The organism is Ferrimonas futtsuensis DSM 18154, assembly GCF_000422645.1.
GTDB classification, from domain to species: domain Bacteria; phylum Pseudomonadota; class Gammaproteobacteria; order Enterobacterales; family Shewanellaceae; genus Ferrimonas; species Ferrimonas futtsuensis.
This window is the reverse complement of the sequence record NZ_AUGL01000007.1, coordinates 1-17,074: the sequence shown is the minus strand read 5'-3', so window position 1 is coordinate 17,074 and position 17,074 is coordinate 1. Positions and strand designations below refer to the sequence as shown.

The following is a 17,074-nucleotide window of genomic DNA, read 5'->3' as shown; positions in this document are numbered from 1 at the left end:
CGGGTGAGGACTTGTAACTTAAAAAGGGGTTCGTTATTATCTCGCCCGCTTTCACAGGAGAGAAGTATGGCACTAAGACGCCCTATGGTCGCCGGCAACTGGAAGATGAACGGCTCCCGTCAGTTAGCTGATGAGCTGGTCAAGAAGTTTGCCAAGCTTAAGGATGATTCTGCCGAAGTGCTGATTTGTCCGCCGACTGTATTCCTGGAGAGTGCCAGCCGCTTGCTGGATGAGAGCAAGCAGAGTCTGGACGGCCGACTGGTTCGCCTCGGAGCGCAGAACGTCAGCCACCACGAATATGGCGCATACACAGGTGAGGTTTCCGCCTCCATGTTGCGTGAGTTCGGATGTAAATACGTAATCATTGGTCACTCCGAGCGTCGTCGTATGTACGGCGAGACCAGTGACATCGTGGCAGATAAATTCGCCACAGCGCAGAAGATGGGATTGACCCCCATTCTGTGTGTCGGGGAGTCCCTGGCGGCCCGCGAAGCGAGCCGAACCTTTGAAGTTATCTCCGGTGAACTGGATGCGGTAATTGAAAAAGTCGGGACCTTGGCCTTCGATAATGCCATTATTGCTTACGAGCCCCTCTGGGCAGTAGGTACTGGCAAGAGCGCCACCCCAGAGCAGGCCCAAGAGGTGCATGCTTTTATCAGACAGAGACTGTCTGACGTTTCGCCCTTTATCGGCGAGAAGATTCGAATCCTGTACGGTGGCAGCGTCAAGCCCAGCAATGCAGCGGATCTTTTCTCTCAGCCCGATGTGGACGGTGGATTAATTGGCGGTGTAAGCCTCAATGCCAGTGAGTTTCTGGCAGTGTGCAGCATCGCAATGAACGCGGAATAAGCGATATGCTTTTTACGGTTTTGATGGTAGCTTACCTGCTGGTCGCCGCGGCCATTATCGGCCTGGTGCTGATTCAGCAAGGTAAAGGTGCAGACATGGGTGCCTCCTTCGGCGCCGGTGCAAGTGGTACCCTGTTCGGGTCCACCGGTTCAGGCAATTTCCTGACCCGAGCCACGTCAATCTGCGCTGTACTGTTCTTTGTGCTGAGCCTGGTTCTGGGTAACATGTCCTCTCATAAGGGCAAGGTGACCAGCGACTTCGAAACCATCGAAGTGGAGCAGCCGGTACAGGACAACCTGCCGCAGTAACAGAATACGCCGAGGTGGTGGAATTGGTAGACACGCTATCTTGAGGGGGTAGTGTCCTATGGACGTGCGGGTTCAAGTCCCGCTCTCGGCACCATACCGAAAAGGTCGATTGAATAATCGGCCTTTTTTATTTTTTGTGGCTTGGTGATTCCCTTGCGTGGTCAAGGCTGCATCAGTATAATCTAGGCCGCTGGTTTGCCCCCCCCCTCCCGAAGGGCGGTGATGGACTAAACTGTTGAGGGTTATCTCGCGGTTGAGGTCCATGCTGAGGGCAGGCCGCAGATCTCCGTAATCACCGTAAGGTGATGTTGAACTACCGAGAAGGCCGCGACGGAGGCGGTGAGCTGTTCCCCTGGAATGGTTCGATGACCCCAGTCATCCTAAACAGGGTCCAGCGCACTTTAAGCCCCGTTTTGCTCGGGGCTTTTTGTTATCTGAACCACAGTGGTGGTAACGATAGCGCAATCACATGGGGCTGTAGTAACAGGCCATCTGATTGTGTTTATCGTAATTGTCACTTTGATAACAGGGCTTTAGGCCCTTTTTTCGTTTGTAGGGGGAGGCGCAATGGCTACGTTAGAGCAACGCTTAACCGATATGTTGCAAGAACCGGTAGTGGCCCTGGGCTACGAGCTGGTTGGAATTCAGTATGTTCGTGCCGGTTCGCACTCCACGCTTAGGGTGTTTATCGATCACGAAAACGGCATCACAGTGGATGACTGTGCCGAGGTGAGCCGCCAGGTGGGCGCAGTGCTGGATGTGGAAGATCCCATCAGCACCGAGTACAACCTGGAGGTTTCTTCTCCTGGCATTGAACGTCCTCTGTTCACGCCGGCCCATTATCAACGCTTCATCGGTGAGGAGGTGAATCTCCTGCTCAACATGCCGATGGAGGGTAAACGCAAGCTGAAGGGCGAGATCAAAGCTGTTGAAGGCGAGATGATCACCCTGTCAGTGCAAGGTAAGGATCAGGAAGTGGCTTTAGCTAACGTGCGGCAAGCCCACCTGGTAGCTAAATTCTGAGAGTTTCAGGGTGAAACGAGGCTGACCCATGAGCAAAGAGATTTTATTAGTCGCCGAAGCGGTATCTAACGAAAAAGCACTGCCGCGTGAAAAGATTTTCGAGGCCCTGGAAACGGCCCTGGCGACTGCCACCAAGAAGAAATATGAGATTGAGATCGAGGTTCGCGTCGAGATCGATCAGAAAACCGGTGAGTTCGATACCTTCCGCCGTTGGCAGGTAGTGGAAGACGACGCCGAGATGGAGGAGCCTACCAAGGAGATCTCTCTGTCCGCGGCCCGTGCCATGTACGAAGATGACAGCATCGAAGCCGGTGACTATGTGGAAGAGCAGATCGAGTCTGTGAAGTTTGACCGCATCACCACCCAGACCGCCAAGCAGGTGATTGTACAGAAAGTACGTGAAGCTGAGCGCGGCCTGATCATCGAGCAGTTCCGCGATAAAGAGGGACAGCTGGTGACCGGTGTGGTGAAGAAGGTCAACCGTGACTCCGTCATCCTCGACCTGGGCAACAACGCCGATGCGATCCTGTATCGCGAAGAGATGCTGCCCCGCGAAAACTTCCGCCCCGGCGACCGTGTTCGTGCTCTGCTGTTCTCTGTGCGCCCTGAATCCCGCGGTGCCCAGCTGTTCCTGAGCCGTACCAAGCCCGAGATGCTGATCGAACTGTTCCGCATCGAGGTGCCGGAGATCGGCGAAGAGATGATTGAGATCATGGGCGCCGCCCGTGATCCAGGCTCCCGTGCCAAGATTGCCGTGAAGAGCAACGATAAGCGTATCGACCCCGTAGGTGCCTGTGTAGGCATGCGCGGCGCCCGTGTTCAGGCGGTATCCGGTGAGCTGGGTGGTGAGCGTATCGACATCGTCCTGTGGGACGACAACGTGGCTCAATACGTCATTAAGGCGATGGCCCCTGCGGATGTGGGCTCCATCGTCGTGGATGAAGACGCTCACTCCATGGACGTGGCCGTAGAGCCTGACAGCCTGGCCCAGGCCATTGGCCGTAACGGCCAGAACGTGCGCCTTGCGTCTCAGCTGACCGAGTGGGAGCTGAACGTGATGACCACAGACGATATGGCCACCAAGCATCAGGAAGAGTCTGATCGTCTGATTACCCTGTTTGTAGACGGCCTGGACATCGACGACGAGTTCGCCGAAGTACTGGTTGATGAGGGCTTCACCAGCCTGGAAGAGATCGCCTACGTGCCAATTCAGGAACTGCTGGAGATCGAAGGCCTGGAGGAGGAGATGGTTGAGGAGCTGCGTGAGCGCGCCAAAGCCGCCTTGACCACCAAGGCCCTGGCCAGTGAAGAAGCCCTGGATGGTGCCGAGCCTGCTGAAGACCTGCTGGGTCTGGAGGGCTTGGATCGTCACCTGGCCTTCGTTCTGGCTTCCAAGGGTGTGATCACCCTGGAGGACCTGGCTGAGCAAGGTATCGATGACCTGAGTGAAATTGAAGAGCTGACCGAAGAAAAGGCCGGCGAACTGATTATGGCCGCCCGCAACATTTGCTGGTTCAGTGACGAGGCCTGAGTCGATCAACGGAGGATTCAAAAAATATGGCAGATTTGACAGTAGAACAACTCGCCAAAGAAGTAGGTAAGCCGGTTGATCGTTTGGTTGCCCAGTTTGCCGAAGCCGGCATCACCAAAGGTGCTAGCGACAGCGTTACTCAGCAGGAGAAAGAGACCCTGCTGAACCACCTGTCCGGCCAGCACGGGGGCGGCACGGAGCCCACCCGCATGACTCTGCAACGCAAGAAGCGCTCTACCCTGAGCGTGAACGCAGGCGGAGGCAAATCAAAGGACGTACAGGTTGAGGTGCGCAAGAAGCGCACCTATGTGAAGCGCAGCGCAATTGAAGAGCAGCAACGTCAGGAAGAGGAAGCCCGCAAGGCCGCAGAAGAAGCGGCGCGCCGAGAGGCGGAGGAACGGGCCAAACGTGAAGCCGAAGAGATAGCCAAGCGCGAAGCACAAGAGAAAGCCAAACGTGACGCCGAGGATAAGGTCAAGCGACAGGCAGCAGAGAAAGCCAAGCGCGAGGAGCAAGAGAAGTTGATGGCGAAAGATAAGGCCCAAGATGATACCGCCCGTCAGGAAGCGGAGAAACTGAAGGCAGCCCAGGAAGCCGAAGCCGCCCGTAAGGCGGAAGAGGAAGCCAAAGCCAAGGCCGAAGAGGCCAAGCGCCTGGCAGAAGAGAACGCCAAGCGCTGGGAAGCGGAAGAGAAGGAGCGTAAGGCCCGCGAGCAAGCGGATTACCACGTCACTACCTCTACTGCTGCCCGCGATGCCGAAGACGCTTCCGACGCCCAGGCTGAGCGTGGCCGTCGTCGCAAGAAGAAGAAGCCCGGTGAAGATCGTGCCGCTCGCGGCCCTCAGCGTGGTCGCGGCCGTGGCCGTGGCAAGCCTGCCGCCAATCAGCACGGCTTCCAGAAGCCTGTTGAGAAGGTGACCCGCGACGTTGAAGTGGGTGAAACCATCACTGTCGGTGAACTGGCCAACAAGATGGCCGTGAAAGCCACCGAAGTGATCAAGGTGATGATGAAGATGGGCGCCATGGCGACCATCAACCAGGTGATCGATCAGGAAACTGCCGTACTGGTGTGTGAAGAGATGGGCCACAAGGTAATCCTTCGCAACGAGAACGAGCTGGAAGATTCCGTACTGTCCGATCGCGACACCGGTGCCGAGTCTGTGCCACGTGCGCCTGTTGTGACCATCATGGGTCACGTTGACCACGGTAAGACCTCTCTGCTGGACTACATCCGTCGTGCCAAGGTGGCCGATGGTGAGGCCGGTGGTATTACCCAGCACATCGGTGCCTACCACGTAGAAACCGGCAACGGCATGATCACCTTCCTGGATACCCCTGGCCACGCAGCCTTTACCTCTATGCGTGCCCGTGGTGCTCAGGCTACCGACCTGGTAGTTCTGGTGGTGGCCGCCGATGACGGCGTGATGCCTCAGACCATCGAAGCGATTCAGCACTCCAAGGCGGCCGGTGTGCCGCTGGTGATTGCCGTGAACAAGATGGATAAAGAGTCCGCCGATCCGGATCGTGTTAAGAACGAACTGTCTCAGCACGAAGTGATCCCTGAGGACTGGGGTGGTGAGCACATGTTTGTTCACGTATCCGCCAAGTCTGGTATGGGTATCGACGAACTGCTGGAAGGCATCCTGCTGCAGTCCGAAGTACTGGAGTTGTCCGCTCGTGAAGAGGGCATGGCCCGTGGCGTGGTGATTGAGTCCCGTCTGGATAAAGGCCGTGGTCCTATCGCGTCCGTTCTGGTACAGGAAGGTACTCTGAACCAGGGTGACATCGTTCTCTGTGGTCTGGAGTATGGCCGTGTTCGTGCCATGCGCGATGAGAACGGAAAAGAGATCAAGTCTGCCGGTCCTTCCATCCCTGTAGAGATCCTGGGTCTGTCCGGGGTACCTGCTGCCGGTGATGAAGCCACCGTCGTTCGTGACGAGAAGAAAGCCCGTGAAGTGGCCCTGCACCGTCAGGGTAAGTTCCGCGAGGTGAAGCTGGCCCGTCAGCAGAAGGCGAAACTGGAGAACATGTTCGCCAACATGCAGGAAGGCGATGTGTCCGAACTGAACGTGGTACTGAAAGCCGACGTACAGGGCTCCCTGGAAGCCATTGCCGACTCGCTGATGAAGCTGTCCACCGACGAGGTGAAGGTAAACATCATCGGTCGTGGCGTGGGTGGTATCACCGAGACCGACGCTTCTCTGGCGGCGGCGTCCAATGCCATCATGGTGGGCTTCAACGTCCGTGCCGATGCCGTTGCCCGTCGTACCGTGGAGAACGAGAACCTGGATCTGCGCTACTACAGCGTGATCTACGACCTCATCGACGAGGTGAAGGCGGCCATGAGCGGTATGCTGGCCCCTGAGTTCAAGCAACAGATCATCGGTCTGGCCGAAGTGCGTGACGTGTTCAAGTCGCCCAAGATTGGTGCGGTTGCCGGCTGTATGGTTACCGAGGGCATCGTTAAGCGCTCCGCCCCCATCCGTGTACTGCGCGAAAACGTGGTTATCTATGAAGGCGAGCTGGAGTCCCTGCGTCGCTTCAAGGACGACGTTGCCGAAGTGCGTAACGGCATGGAGTGTGGTATCGGCGTGAAGAACTACAATGACGTGAGAGTCGGCGACCAGATCGAAGTCTTCGAAACCGTCGAAGTGAAACGTACCCTGTAAGCAATTGAGTAGGGGAGGGGAAACCCTCCCCGGATTTAGGTGTTATGGCGAGAGAATTCAGTCGAACCCGGCGCGTCAATGAGCAGATCCAGCGTGAGCTGGCGATGATTCTGATGCGCGAGATCCGGGATCCCCGCTTGGGGATGACCACCATCAACGACGTTGAGGTGTCCCGGGATCTCAATTATGCCAAGGTGTTTGTGACCTTCCTGGACAATGAACCAGAGCAGGTTAAGAGCCAGATGGATGCGCTGCTTGAGCTGGCGCCCTACATCCGCTCACTGCTGGCCTCCAGCCTGCGCAATATGCGCGCCATTCCCGAACTGCGCTTCACCTACGACAAGTCGTTGGTGGAGGGGATCCGCATGACCAATGTGGTGAACAAGGCGGTTGCCGAGGATGAGGCTAAGGCCGAAAAGCACGGCACTCAAGAGTCAGATGAGGATCAGAAGTAATGGCCAGACGTCGTTTTCGCGGCCGATTGGTTGACGGCATTGTCCTGCTGGACAAGCCGGCGGGCATCACCTCCAACGATGCCCTGCAGAGGGTAAAGCGCATCTACAACGCCGCCAAGGCGGGGCACACCGGTGCCCTGGACCCCCTGGCGACCGGGATGCTGCCTCTGTGCTTTGGTGAAGCCACCAAGTTTTCCCAGTACCTGCTGGAGGCCGACAAGCGCTACCGTGTTGTGGCCAAGCTGGGGGTTCGCACCACCACCTCGGACGCCGATGGTGAAGTGGTTGAGGAGCGCCCGGTAAACATCAGCCTCGGGGAGATCAACAAGGCTATCGATCACTTCCGTGGTGAGTCGATGCAGATCCCCAGCATGTACTCCGCCCTGAAATACCAGGGTGAGCCACTGTACAAGTATGCCCGCCAGGGCATCGAGGTGCCTCGTGAGGCCCGCCCCATCAATGTCTACGAGGCGGAGCTGATCCGTTTCGAAGGTGACGAGGTGGAGATGGAGCTGCACGTATCCAAGGGCACTTACATCCGCACCATAGTCGACGACATGGGTGAGCTACTGGGCTGCGGGGCGCACGTTACCGTGCTGCGCCGTACCCAGGTGGCCGGTTACCCCTATGAGCGTATGGTCAACCTGGAACAGCTGGAAAACCTGCTGCAACAGGCACTGGACCAGGGCCGTAAGCCTAAGGAGCTGCTGGATCCCCTGCTGCTGCCGATGGACACTGCGGTGATGACTCTGCCTGAGGTGAACATGAACGAGGTGGTGGCCAGCTACATCATGCAGGGCCAGCCTGTTCAGGTTCCCAAGGCGCCCAAAGAGGGTGCGGTTCGCCTGACCGTGGGCAGCCAGCGGGTGTTTGTCGGTGTCGGTGAAATCGATGCAGACGGCCTGGTGGCGCCAAAGAGGCTGATTAACGTCAGCCAGGGTTGAGTCCAGAGGACACAGCCGCTAGAATACCCCGTCCTGCTGGAGCTGAATTAGTGATCGGCCCAGCCTATTTGTAAATTCGGAGATTATTATGTCACTAAGCACTGAAGCGAAAGCAAAGATTCTGGCTGAGTTTGGCCGCGGCGAGAACGATTCCGGTTCTCCTGAGGTTCAGGTAGCTCTGTTGACCCATCAGATCAACCATCTGCAAGGTCACTTCAAGAAGCACATCCACGATCACCACAGCCGTCGTGGTCTGCTGCGCATGGTTTCCCAGCGTCGTAAGCTGCTGGACTACCTGAAGCGTAAGAACCACACCTCCTACGCTGAGCTGATCGCCAAGCTGGGCCTGCGTCGCTAATAGATGCATTCCGAAAGAGAGGGGACCCTTTGGGGTCCCCTTTTTTGTATTTGGTTGCCAGTCCGTTAAGTTCCTGTATTTAATACCAAGTGCACCAAATATTTGCTCAATTCAGAGCGTCTCACTGCCACTGAATCTAGGCGTAACCGCGAAGGAATAGTGGGCCTCTTTCAAGTGGGTACAACAACGAGTCAGTGGCAGTGAGGCGTTCCCTCCGGGCTGATTTTAGCGGGCTTCATGCTGTGTTACGCAATCTTACTTTAGAGCCACTAGAGCTTCGTTTGCCTGTCTTGCCTAAAGCCCGTTAAATTTCAGCTGAATGGCCAGATATTTAGTGCAATTGGTATAGGTGAGCGATTTTTCCACCTTTTCCCCCTTGACGCCTGTCATTCCCCCAGCATTGCAGTATACTAATCCGCGAAATTTAAGGTTAAAAATACTGCTAAGGAACACATAACGTGAATCCCGTCATTAAGAGTTTTGAGTATGGCCGTCACACGGTCACTCTGGAGACCGGTGTCATCGCTCGTCAGGCTGACGCCGCCGTACTGGCAAGCATGGGTGATACCACCGTGCTGGTTACCGTCGTTGGTAAAAAGCAGGCCGATCCCGGTCGCGATTTCTTCCCTCTGACGGTGAACTACCAGGAGAAAACTTACGCAGCGGGCAAGATTCCAGGTGGTTTCTTCAAGCGTGAAGGCCGTCCTTCCGAAGGTGAGACTCTGACTGCTCGCCTTATCGACCGTCCCATCCGTCCTCTGTTCCCCAAAGGGTTCAAGAACGAGGTTCAGGTTGTTGCCACCGTAGTGTCTGTCGATCCTGAGATCCAGCCTGACGTGGTTGCCATGATCGGCGCCTCCGCTGCGCTGGCCCTGTCCGGTATCCCCTTCGCCGGCCCCATCGGCTGTGCTCGCGTGGGCTACAAGGATGGCGATTACCTGCTGAACCCTTCCATCACCGAGCTGGAAGAGAGCGATCTGGACCTGGTGGTTGCCGGTACTGCCGATGCCGTGCTGATGGTAGAGTCCGAAGCGGCCATGCTGTCTGAGTCCGTGATGCTGGGTGCCGTGGTATTCGGTCACCAGGAGCAGCAGAAAGTGATTGCTGCCATCAACGAGCTGACGGCCGAAGCTGGCAAGCCTACCTGGGACTGGACTGCCCCTGAGAAGAACGAAGCCCTGATCGCCAAGGTGGCCGAGCTGGCCGAAGCCGACATGGGCGATGCCTACCGCATCACCGACAAGATGGAGCGTAAGGACGCCGTTGACGCCGTTAAGGCCAAAACCAAAGAAGCGCTGCTGGCCGAAGACGAAGAGCTGGATGGTCAGGAGATCTCCGACGTTCTGGGTAGCCTGGAAAAGACCGTGGTTCGTGGTCGCGTTCTGGCCGGTGAGCCTCGTATCGATGGTCGTAACACCAAGATGATCCGTGCCCTGTCCGTGGCCCCTGGTGTGCTGCCGCGTACTCACGGTTCTGCCCTGTTCACCCGTGGTGAGACTCAGGCCCTGGTTGCCGCCACCCTGGGTACCGAGCGCGACGCTCAGATGATCGATGAGCTGACCGGCGTTCGCACCGATCGCTTCATGCTGCACTACAACTTCCCTCCCTACTGTGTGGGTGAGACCGGCATGATCGGTTCTCCCAAGCGCCGCGAAATCGGCCACGGTAAGCTGGCCAAGCGTGGTGTAATGGCGGTGATGCCTTCCGCCGAAGAGTTCCCATACTCCATCCGCGTGGTGAGTGAGATTACCGAGTCCAACGGTTCCTCCTCCATGGCGTCCGTATGTGGTACCTCTCTGGCCCTGATGGATGCCGGTGTGCCAATTAAGGCTTCCGTAGCCGGTATCGCCATGGGTCTGGTGAAAGAGGGTGACAACTACGTGGTTCTGTCTGACATCCTGGGTGACGAAGACCACCTGGGTGACATGGACTTCAAGGTTGCCGGTAGCCGTGATGGCATTACCGCGCTGCAGATGGACATCAAGATCGCCGGTATTACCCAGGAGATCATGCAGGTTGCCCTGAAGCAGGCCTATGAGGCCCGCATTCACATCCTGAACGTGATGGATGAGAGCCTGCCTTCCGCTCGTGAAGAGCTGTCTGAGCACGCGCCTCGCATCACCACCATCAAGATCCATCCTGACAAGATCCGTGACGTGATCGGTAAAGGTGGCGTGAACATCCGTGCTCTGACCGAAGAGACCGGCACCACCATCGAGATCGAAGACGATGGTACTGTGAAGATCGCCTCCAGCGATGGTGCGGCTTCTGCCGAAGCGGTTCGTCGCATCGAAGCGATCACCGCCGATGTGGAAGAGGGTCGCATCTACGACGGCAAGGTTGTTCGCATCGTAGACTTCGGTGCCTTCGTGAATATCCTGCCTGGTAAAGATGGTCTGGTTCACATCTCTCAGATCACCGCCGAGCGTGTAAACAATGTGGCTGATCACCTGTCCATCGGTCAGGAAGTGAAGGTGAAAGTTGTGGAAGTGGACCGTCAGGGCCGCATCCGTCTTTCCATCAAAGACGCCATCGCAGGTGAAGCCAAGGGCGAATAAGTCCGGTTTTCACCCATAGCGAAAGGGAGCCCAAGGGCTCCCTTTTCTTTTTCTTGTGTCTTGAACTTCCTGAGACTGCCTGGGGAACCCCAGGGATATTAGCCTCTCTAACCCTTTAGCTTTTTCACGTTGTACAAATAGTTAATGCGTTTGCCAAGGTGCCCCTCTACAATGGGAGCATACATGGCACGCCGCCGTTCCGGCGGTGGCAAAAGGATGGTATCTATGAGAGTAAGACAATACTGGCTGGCCCTGGCGGTCCTCTGCCTCGGCTTGACTGGTTGCGCCGCAACCCCAGAGGCACCCAAGGAGCAGGGTGGCGGTCAGATGATGCTGGTGACGCCATTGCAGCCAGATGCCAACCTGGAGCTCGCCCTGGCCAAGATCAGCGAAGTGCTGGTGACCGCCGAGCTGACCGAGGAACAGCGCGCTCGCTTCCTCTATGACCGAGGTGTACTGTACGACAGTGTCGGTTTGCGCACCCTGGCCAGAATTGATTTCTCCCGCGCCCTGAAGCTGCGCCCGGATCTGCCCGATGCGTACAATTTCATGGGGATCTACCTGACCCAGGCGATGGAGTTCGATCAGGCCTATGAAGCCTTTGATGCGGTGCTGGAGCTGGATCCCGAGTACGACTTCGCCTTCCTGAACCGGGGGATTGCCCTCTACTACGGCAGCCGTCCGCATCTGGCGGTGTCTGATCTGGAGGAGTTCTACAACCGCGACACCGGTGATGCCTACCGCGCACTCTGGCTCTATCTGGCTGAACGACAGGACAGCCCTGAGCAGGCACTCATTGGCCTCAAGGCACGCAGTCAGGGCATTCAGGATGGCTGGGGCGCTGCCCTGGTTGCCTATTACCTGGGTGAACTGGATGAAGGCCAGCTTCTGGCTGCCGCCAGACAGGATTTGAGCCATCAGAAGCAGCTGGCAGAACGCCTGTGTGAGGCCTACTTCTACATGGGGAAGCAGGCCAGGATGGATGGCCAGCCAAGACGGGCCCTGAACCTGTTTAAGCTGTCCTTGGCCACCAACGTCTATGAGTTCGTCGAGCACCGGTACTCCATCATGGAGATGCGTCAGATTGCCGAGCAATTGATGGAAGAGGCTGAGCAGGCGGAACAGACCAATTAAGTTGGTTGCGAAACCAAAAGAACCAGGGGTCCAGATGGACCCCTTTTTGTTGCTGTGCTACATGCCGCTGCTGTTGCCCGAAGGGGGCTGCGCCAGGGTCACCTTGCCGGCCTCCACCGAGGTTCTGGCCGTGCCAGGCATCAGCTCGAAGGCCGGATTGAAGTTCACCAGCATCGATTGCAGGCTGCGGAAGTGGTCCAGGTTGCCCTGATGCTTTACTTTGCCTGCGGTTACCTGGTCGTCGAAGGACACGGCACCCATCATGACCGGTTCCAGGTCGCTGCGGTTGATGGTCAGGGTCAAGTCCGGCTTGGTGGCCTGAACTCCCTTGATGTTGGTCAAGGTGGCGTTACTCAGCTCCACCACAAACTCCTCCTTGATGTCAGGCAATATCAGATTGATGACAAACTCCTGTTCTCCGGCCTTGGCGCTGTCCAGGCGGATGCCAAGAAAGTCCAGCCACAGTTCGGTGGCCATCGCCTTGATGGTGTCTGCCCCTCCCGTTTTGGGTGAGTTGCCCTCTGGAATGCCGGAGCGCAGTTCGTAGGCCGCTGCCAGAAAGCTGTTTCGAACGCTGGGACTCTCCTGCTGGTAACCGATCTGCTCGAAGACATCGGCAAGCAGGTCTTTGGCCTGCTGATTGTCTGGCTGGGCGTAGACCAGCTTATTCAGGATCTCCTGTGCCAGCTTGTATTGGCCTTTGTCGAACAGGGTCTGGCCCTTGGCGATGATGTCGTCGGCGCCACCCATCATCTCCACATAGAGTGGCGCGGACTCCTTGGGAGAGAGGGGGATCAGGGTGGCCGGGTTTCCATCCCAGTAGCCCAGATAGCGGTTGAGCACGGCACGACTGTTGTGGGCTTCGGAGCCGTGATAGCTGTGGGCCGCCCACTGGTCTCGCAAGCTTTTCGGGGGGCGGTATTCGTTGTGGACTTCATTGATGGTGACGCCGGAGTTGGCCAGGTGCAGCACCTCATTATTGAGGTTGGCGTAGATGTCCCGTTGTGCCCGCATCACCTCCTGGATTCGTTCATTGCCCCAGCGAGGCCAGCTGTGAGACGCAAACATCACATCCGCCTGCATTCCATACCGGTAGAGGGCGATGTTGATCTGCTTTGACCACTCCAGGGCATCTCGTACTAACGCGCCACGGAGGGTATAGATGTTGTGTACCGTGCCGGTGATGTTTTCTGCCGCCCAGAAGGCCTTAAGGTCTGGGAAGTAGGTGTTCATCTCCGCAGGTGCCTCGGTCCCCGGGGTGTTCTGAAATTCCATGGTGATGCCGTCGACCGTCAGGGTTTCGAAATCCTTGGCAATGATGGTGTTGGGCGCAATCAGTCCCAGATTGCCCGCAGCGGTATTCTTGCCAATGGACTGGTCCACATGGCCAAAGGGGCTGCGGGGAAGCAGCACGCCATATTGGAAAAACAGCCTGCGATTCATGGCATTGCCTGCGTATACGTTTTCGGACACGGCATTTTCCATGAAGCCGACCGGCGCGATTAGCTTGATTTTGCCACTGCGCACATCCTTCTCATCCACCACGCCACGAACGCCGCCGAAGTGATCTGCGTGGGAGTGGGAAAAGATCACCGCCTTTACCGGACGCTCACCGAGTTGTTCATTCACGAACTTCAGGGCGGCGGCGGCGGTCTCTTTGGCTGTCAGTGGATCAAAGATGATCCAGCCCGTCTCGCCTTTGATGAAGGTAATGTTAGCCAGGTCGAAGCCCCGCACCTGATAGATTTTTCCGGGAAGGACCTCGAACAGCCCATAAGCCATATTCAGTATTGCCTGGCGCTGCAGTGAAGGGTGGATGCTGTCGAACTCCTTGTCCTCCAGCAGCCACTGGTAGCTGCCCATATCCCAGGCCACGTGGCCCGCTTCAGCCATGATCTGCTGATAGTCAGGGGCTGCGATAAAGCCGCGCTTGGCTTCGTCGAAGTCACGCTCATCCTTGAAGGGGAGGGCCTTCAGTTGTTCCTCACGCAAGTCGAGGGTGTAACTGGAGGGCTGTTTGCCCTTTGGATGGAAGTGCTTGCCTTCTGCGGCTCCGGGGTCGGACAACACGGCGCCCCCTCCAGAGGCCAGGGCGGCCATTGAAGTCATAAGCAATGAAGTAAAGAGAGTAAGCGCTTTCGAAGCCATCTGGACTCCTCCTTGAGTGCGGGTCTACAAGAAAGCTAGTTCAGCACTGGCTATCTGCAAGAAAGGAGTATGGAAACCGTGAATAAAATGTCGGTTAGACTGTGTCAGTGGTGTGGGTGGCGAACGGTTCTGCGTTCAAGGGGATGACTGCAGTCATGGCGTGGAGTTTATGCTCTAATGTTGAGTGGGATATGCATCTTCACGAATTAAGGAAGGCCGGTTAATTATTCATGGCGTCTCTTTTTTTAACGATAAATATTCCTATATTGGTAGATTTGTATTCTGAGTGAAATAGCCATATCGGTTTTCTTAACCGGGAGGCTAGGCTGTGGTTTTGATGTGTGGCTGATTGGTGAATCAGAGCCACCTCTCAACACTCGCTGTTGCTGGCTGAACATAATTTCCCCATAAGCTGTTGGACACTTTTGGTTGATTCGACTGCCTGACAGGCTGTGTCGTTGGTTTTATTCCCAATATTCCGGCTTTAGTAGTGAGTGTCGCTTCCTTGCTCAGGTCAGGCCAGCAACTGACAGAAAACGAGTTTGGAAGACGCTGAACCATGGTCAGAAAGTTGACGCCGTCTTGTTTTTGACACCCCAGATTGTTAATCTTGTGCTACCTACATTCGCACCTCAACAAGATTCACGTTCGAATGCTTTTGGTTTCGGAATGAAATGGACACTTAGGGTTAATGACTGCCACCGTGCGGTCATTTTTTGGCTTTGGAGAGCCGTCTGCCTCTACAGAAATTAAGAGATAAAACCCGGATAGGGGTTTGGAAGCAGATATTTGCTCTATCGAAATTGGCTTTTGTAGACATTTGGCTGTTGGGGTACGCGGGGCCAGTGTAGGAAATTATACATAGCAAGGAATCATCGGGGAACAGTATGGCTATTAGCTTAGTTATCGCGGCATCCGTTCAGGGCGCCTGGATCTTGTCTGAAGATGGCACTCGCCGGGAAGCGAAAGCCGGAGACCTTCTTCATGAAACGGACACCCTCCTGGTGCCGGATGGCCAGGAAGTGATCCTTCAGGACCCCGATAAGTTTCCCCTCTTTGTTGAATCAGGCGAATTCTCTTTCCTGGCGCTGCAGGCTCAGTTCACTGAGGTTAGGGAGCAGAGCCTCGAGCCTGCGAATTCTGTTGAAGATGAAATTGCTGCTTTGCAGGAAAGCATCTTGGCTGGGGTCGATCCTACCCAGGCGTTTGAAGCGGCCGCTGCAGGAGGCACTCCGGATGCTGCCCCCCAAAGCTCAGGTTCCTCGCAGGTCGCTTCCGTTAGCCGACAGGCAGAGGAGGTGATAGCGGTCAGCGGTTTTGACACTGAGACTCCAGTCGAACAACTTGTAGCCCCGGATGCGCCCGAAGACATTACGACCAACGAAGCCCCGGTCGTTCACAGTGCTTCTGCTGCTACTCTGATCACCCCTGAAGATACCAGCATTCAGATCACCAGCGAGCAACTGCTCAGCCATATCACCGACCCCGAGGGTGATGAGCTGTCAGTAAGCTCTCTGCGTCTTGCCGATCCCTCTGCCGGAACCCTGATTGATAATGGTGATGGAACCTGGACCTTCGTTCCTGCCGATAACACCAACGGTGAGTTTGAGCTGGTTTACGATGTGGTTGATGCTGTGGGTAACACCACAACGACATCGATCGGCGTTACTGTTACTCCGGTCAATGATGCCCCTGTTGCCGGGGATGACACCCTCAGGGCAGTAGAAGATACCCCGTTGACCTTTGGGGTGTCCGACATTGTTAACCCCAATGACACTGACCTGGATGGCGACAGCCTGGTGATCACCGGTGTGGCCAACGCGACCAATGGCACGGTGACTCTGAATGCCGATGGCACCATCACCTTTACCCCTGATGCTAACTTCAATGGTCAGGCAAGCTTCGACTACACCATCAGCGATGGCAATGGTGGCACGGATACCGCCACCGTGTATGTTGACGTTGCTCCGGTAAACGATGCACCCGTGGCTGCCGACGATAGCACCTCCACTCAAGAGGATACCGCGGTCACTCTGGGGCTGACCGATCTTGTTGACCCTAACGATACGGATCTGGAGGGCGACAGCCTGGTTATCTCCGGGGTGTCTAATGCCGTTAACGGCACAGTGGTCCTGAACGCCGATGGCACGGTCACCTTTACGCCTGAGGCTAATTTCAACGGTCAAGCTAGCTTCGAGTACACCATCAGCGATGGTAATGGCGGCTTCGATACGGCGACAGTCATTATTGATGTGGGTGCGGTGAATGATCTGAGCGCTGGCGATGACAGCAACACCACCCAGGAAGACACATCTGTATCAGGCAGCGTCGCCGGCAACGACAGCACCACCAGTGGTGGCGAGCTGACCTTCGCGATTGCGGGTAACCCTGGCAACGGCACCGTCACCATGGCGGCCGACGGCACATACACCTACACCCCGAACGCCAACTACCACGGCAGCGACAGCTTCACCTACACGGTGACCGACGCCGCCAGTGGCGAGAGCAGCACCCAGACGGTGACCATCACCGTGGGCGCGGTGGACGACCTGACTGCCGGCGACGACAGCAACAGCACCACCGAGGACAACGCCGTGTCCGGCACTGTGGCCACCAACGACAGCACCACCAGTGGTGGCGAGCTGGCCTTCGCCCTGAAGGCTGATGCGGCCAACGGCACCGTGGTGATGAACGCCGACGGCACCTACACCTACACCCCGAATGCCAACTACAACGGCCAGGACAGCTTCACCTACACGGTGACTGACTCCATTACGGGTGAAGTGCTTACTCAAACTGTAACTCTTGAGGTTGTGGCTGCAGCCGACGCCGCCCAGGTGACTCCGCACGCCGATGGCGACGACGCCGGTGCGGTGCAGGAAGACGCCACCCTGACCACGGGCGGCAAGCTGGACGTGGTGGACCCGGACGCCGGTGAAGCGGTGTTCCAGGTGCAGAGCGACGTGGCCGACGGTGACTGGGGGACCTTCAGCATCGACGCCCAGGGCAACTGGAGCTATGAGCTCAACAACGCCCACCCCGACGTGCAGGCGCTGGATGCCGACAGCGATCCGGTGATCCGCACCATCGAGGTGAC

12 protein-coding genes and 1 tRNA gene are annotated in these 17,074 nt (G+C 56.7%); 12 read left to right on the top strand and 1 reads right to left on the bottom strand.

Translation table 11 applies throughout. The annotated features are described in order from the left end of the window. Window positions 1-66 precede the first annotated feature (66 nt). From tpiA to nlpI, 11 genes are all read left to right on the top strand, one after another. Window positions 67-849 carry a triose-phosphate isomerase gene (tpiA, locus tag G505_RS0105125; RefSeq protein ID WP_028108599.1) on the top strand — a complete coding sequence of 261 codons (783 nt, stop codon included), beginning with the start codon at window positions 67-69 and terminating at the stop codon, window positions 847-849. Between the two features lie 5 nt (window positions 850-854). Beyond that, on the top strand, window positions 855-1,157 hold the full coding sequence (gene secG, locus G505_RS0105120; RefSeq protein WP_035385106.1) for a preprotein translocase subunit SecG: 303 nt from the start codon (window positions 855-857) through the stop codon (window positions 1,155-1,157). Between the two features lie 8 nt (window positions 1,158-1,165). Next, window positions 1,166-1,251 (top strand) — tRNA-Leu (locus tag G505_RS0105115). A 473-nt stretch (window positions 1,252-1,724) separates the two neighbouring features. After that, window positions 1,725-2,180 carry a ribosome maturation factor RimP gene (gene rimP / locus G505_RS0105110; protein ID WP_028108597.1) on the top strand — a complete coding sequence of 152 codons (456 nt, stop codon included), beginning with the start codon at window positions 1,725-1,727 and terminating at the stop codon, window positions 2,178-2,180. A gap of 28 nt (window positions 2,181-2,208) precedes the next feature. Beyond that, complete coding sequence (gene nusA / locus G505_RS0105105; protein ID WP_028108596.1) at window positions 2,209-3,711, top strand: transcription termination factor NusA; 1,503 nt, start codon at window positions 2,209-2,211, stop codon at window positions 3,709-3,711. Between the two features lie 26 nt (window positions 3,712-3,737). After that, entirely contained in the window at window positions 3,738-6,380 is a 2,643-nt protein-coding gene (infB, locus tag G505_RS0105100) for a translation initiation factor IF-2 (protein WP_028108595.1), read from the top strand. 44 nt (window positions 6,381-6,424) lie between these two features. Then, entirely contained in the window at window positions 6,425-6,835 is a 411-nt protein-coding gene (gene rbfA / locus G505_RS0105095) for a 30S ribosome-binding factor RbfA (RefSeq protein WP_028108594.1), read from the top strand. Beyond that, on the top strand, window positions 6,835-7,779 hold the full coding sequence (gene truB / locus G505_RS0105090) for a tRNA pseudouridine(55) synthase TruB (RefSeq protein ID WP_028108593.1): 945 nt from the start codon (window positions 6,835-6,837) through the stop codon (window positions 7,777-7,779). Before rbfA ends, truB begins: the two co-directional genes overlap by 1 nt. 88 nt (window positions 7,780-7,867) lie before the next feature. Beyond that, window positions 7,868-8,137: a 30S ribosomal protein S15 gene (rpsO, locus tag G505_RS0105085; RefSeq protein ID WP_028108592.1), complete on the top strand. Its 270-nt coding sequence runs from the start codon at window positions 7,868-7,870 to the stop codon at window positions 8,135-8,137. Window positions 8,138-8,595: 458 nt separating this feature from the next. Continuing rightward, complete coding sequence (gene pnp, locus G505_RS0105080; RefSeq protein ID WP_028108591.1) at window positions 8,596-10,695, top strand: polyribonucleotide nucleotidyltransferase; 2,100 nt, start codon at window positions 8,596-8,598, stop codon at window positions 10,693-10,695. 225 nt (window positions 10,696-10,920) lie between these two features. Continuing rightward, on the top strand, window positions 10,921-11,829 hold the full coding sequence (nlpI, locus tag G505_RS0105075; RefSeq protein WP_245568333.1) for a lipoprotein NlpI: 909 nt from the start codon (window positions 10,921-10,923) through the stop codon (window positions 11,827-11,829). Between the two features lie 57 nt (window positions 11,830-11,886). Here nlpI and G505_RS20625 read toward each other — a convergent pair whose 3' ends face one another. After that, on the bottom strand, window positions 11,887-13,977 hold the full coding sequence (locus G505_RS20625) for an alkyl/aryl-sulfatase (RefSeq protein WP_051215907.1): 2,091 nt from the start codon (window positions 13,975-13,977) through the stop codon (window positions 11,887-11,889). 887 nt (window positions 13,978-14,864) lie between these two features. Between G505_RS20625 and G505_RS20620 the strand changes: the two genes are divergently transcribed. Continuing rightward, window positions 14,865-17,074 (top strand): retention module-containing protein (locus G505_RS20620; protein ID WP_157509057.1); only part of this gene is annotated, 2,210 nt, incomplete at its 3' end.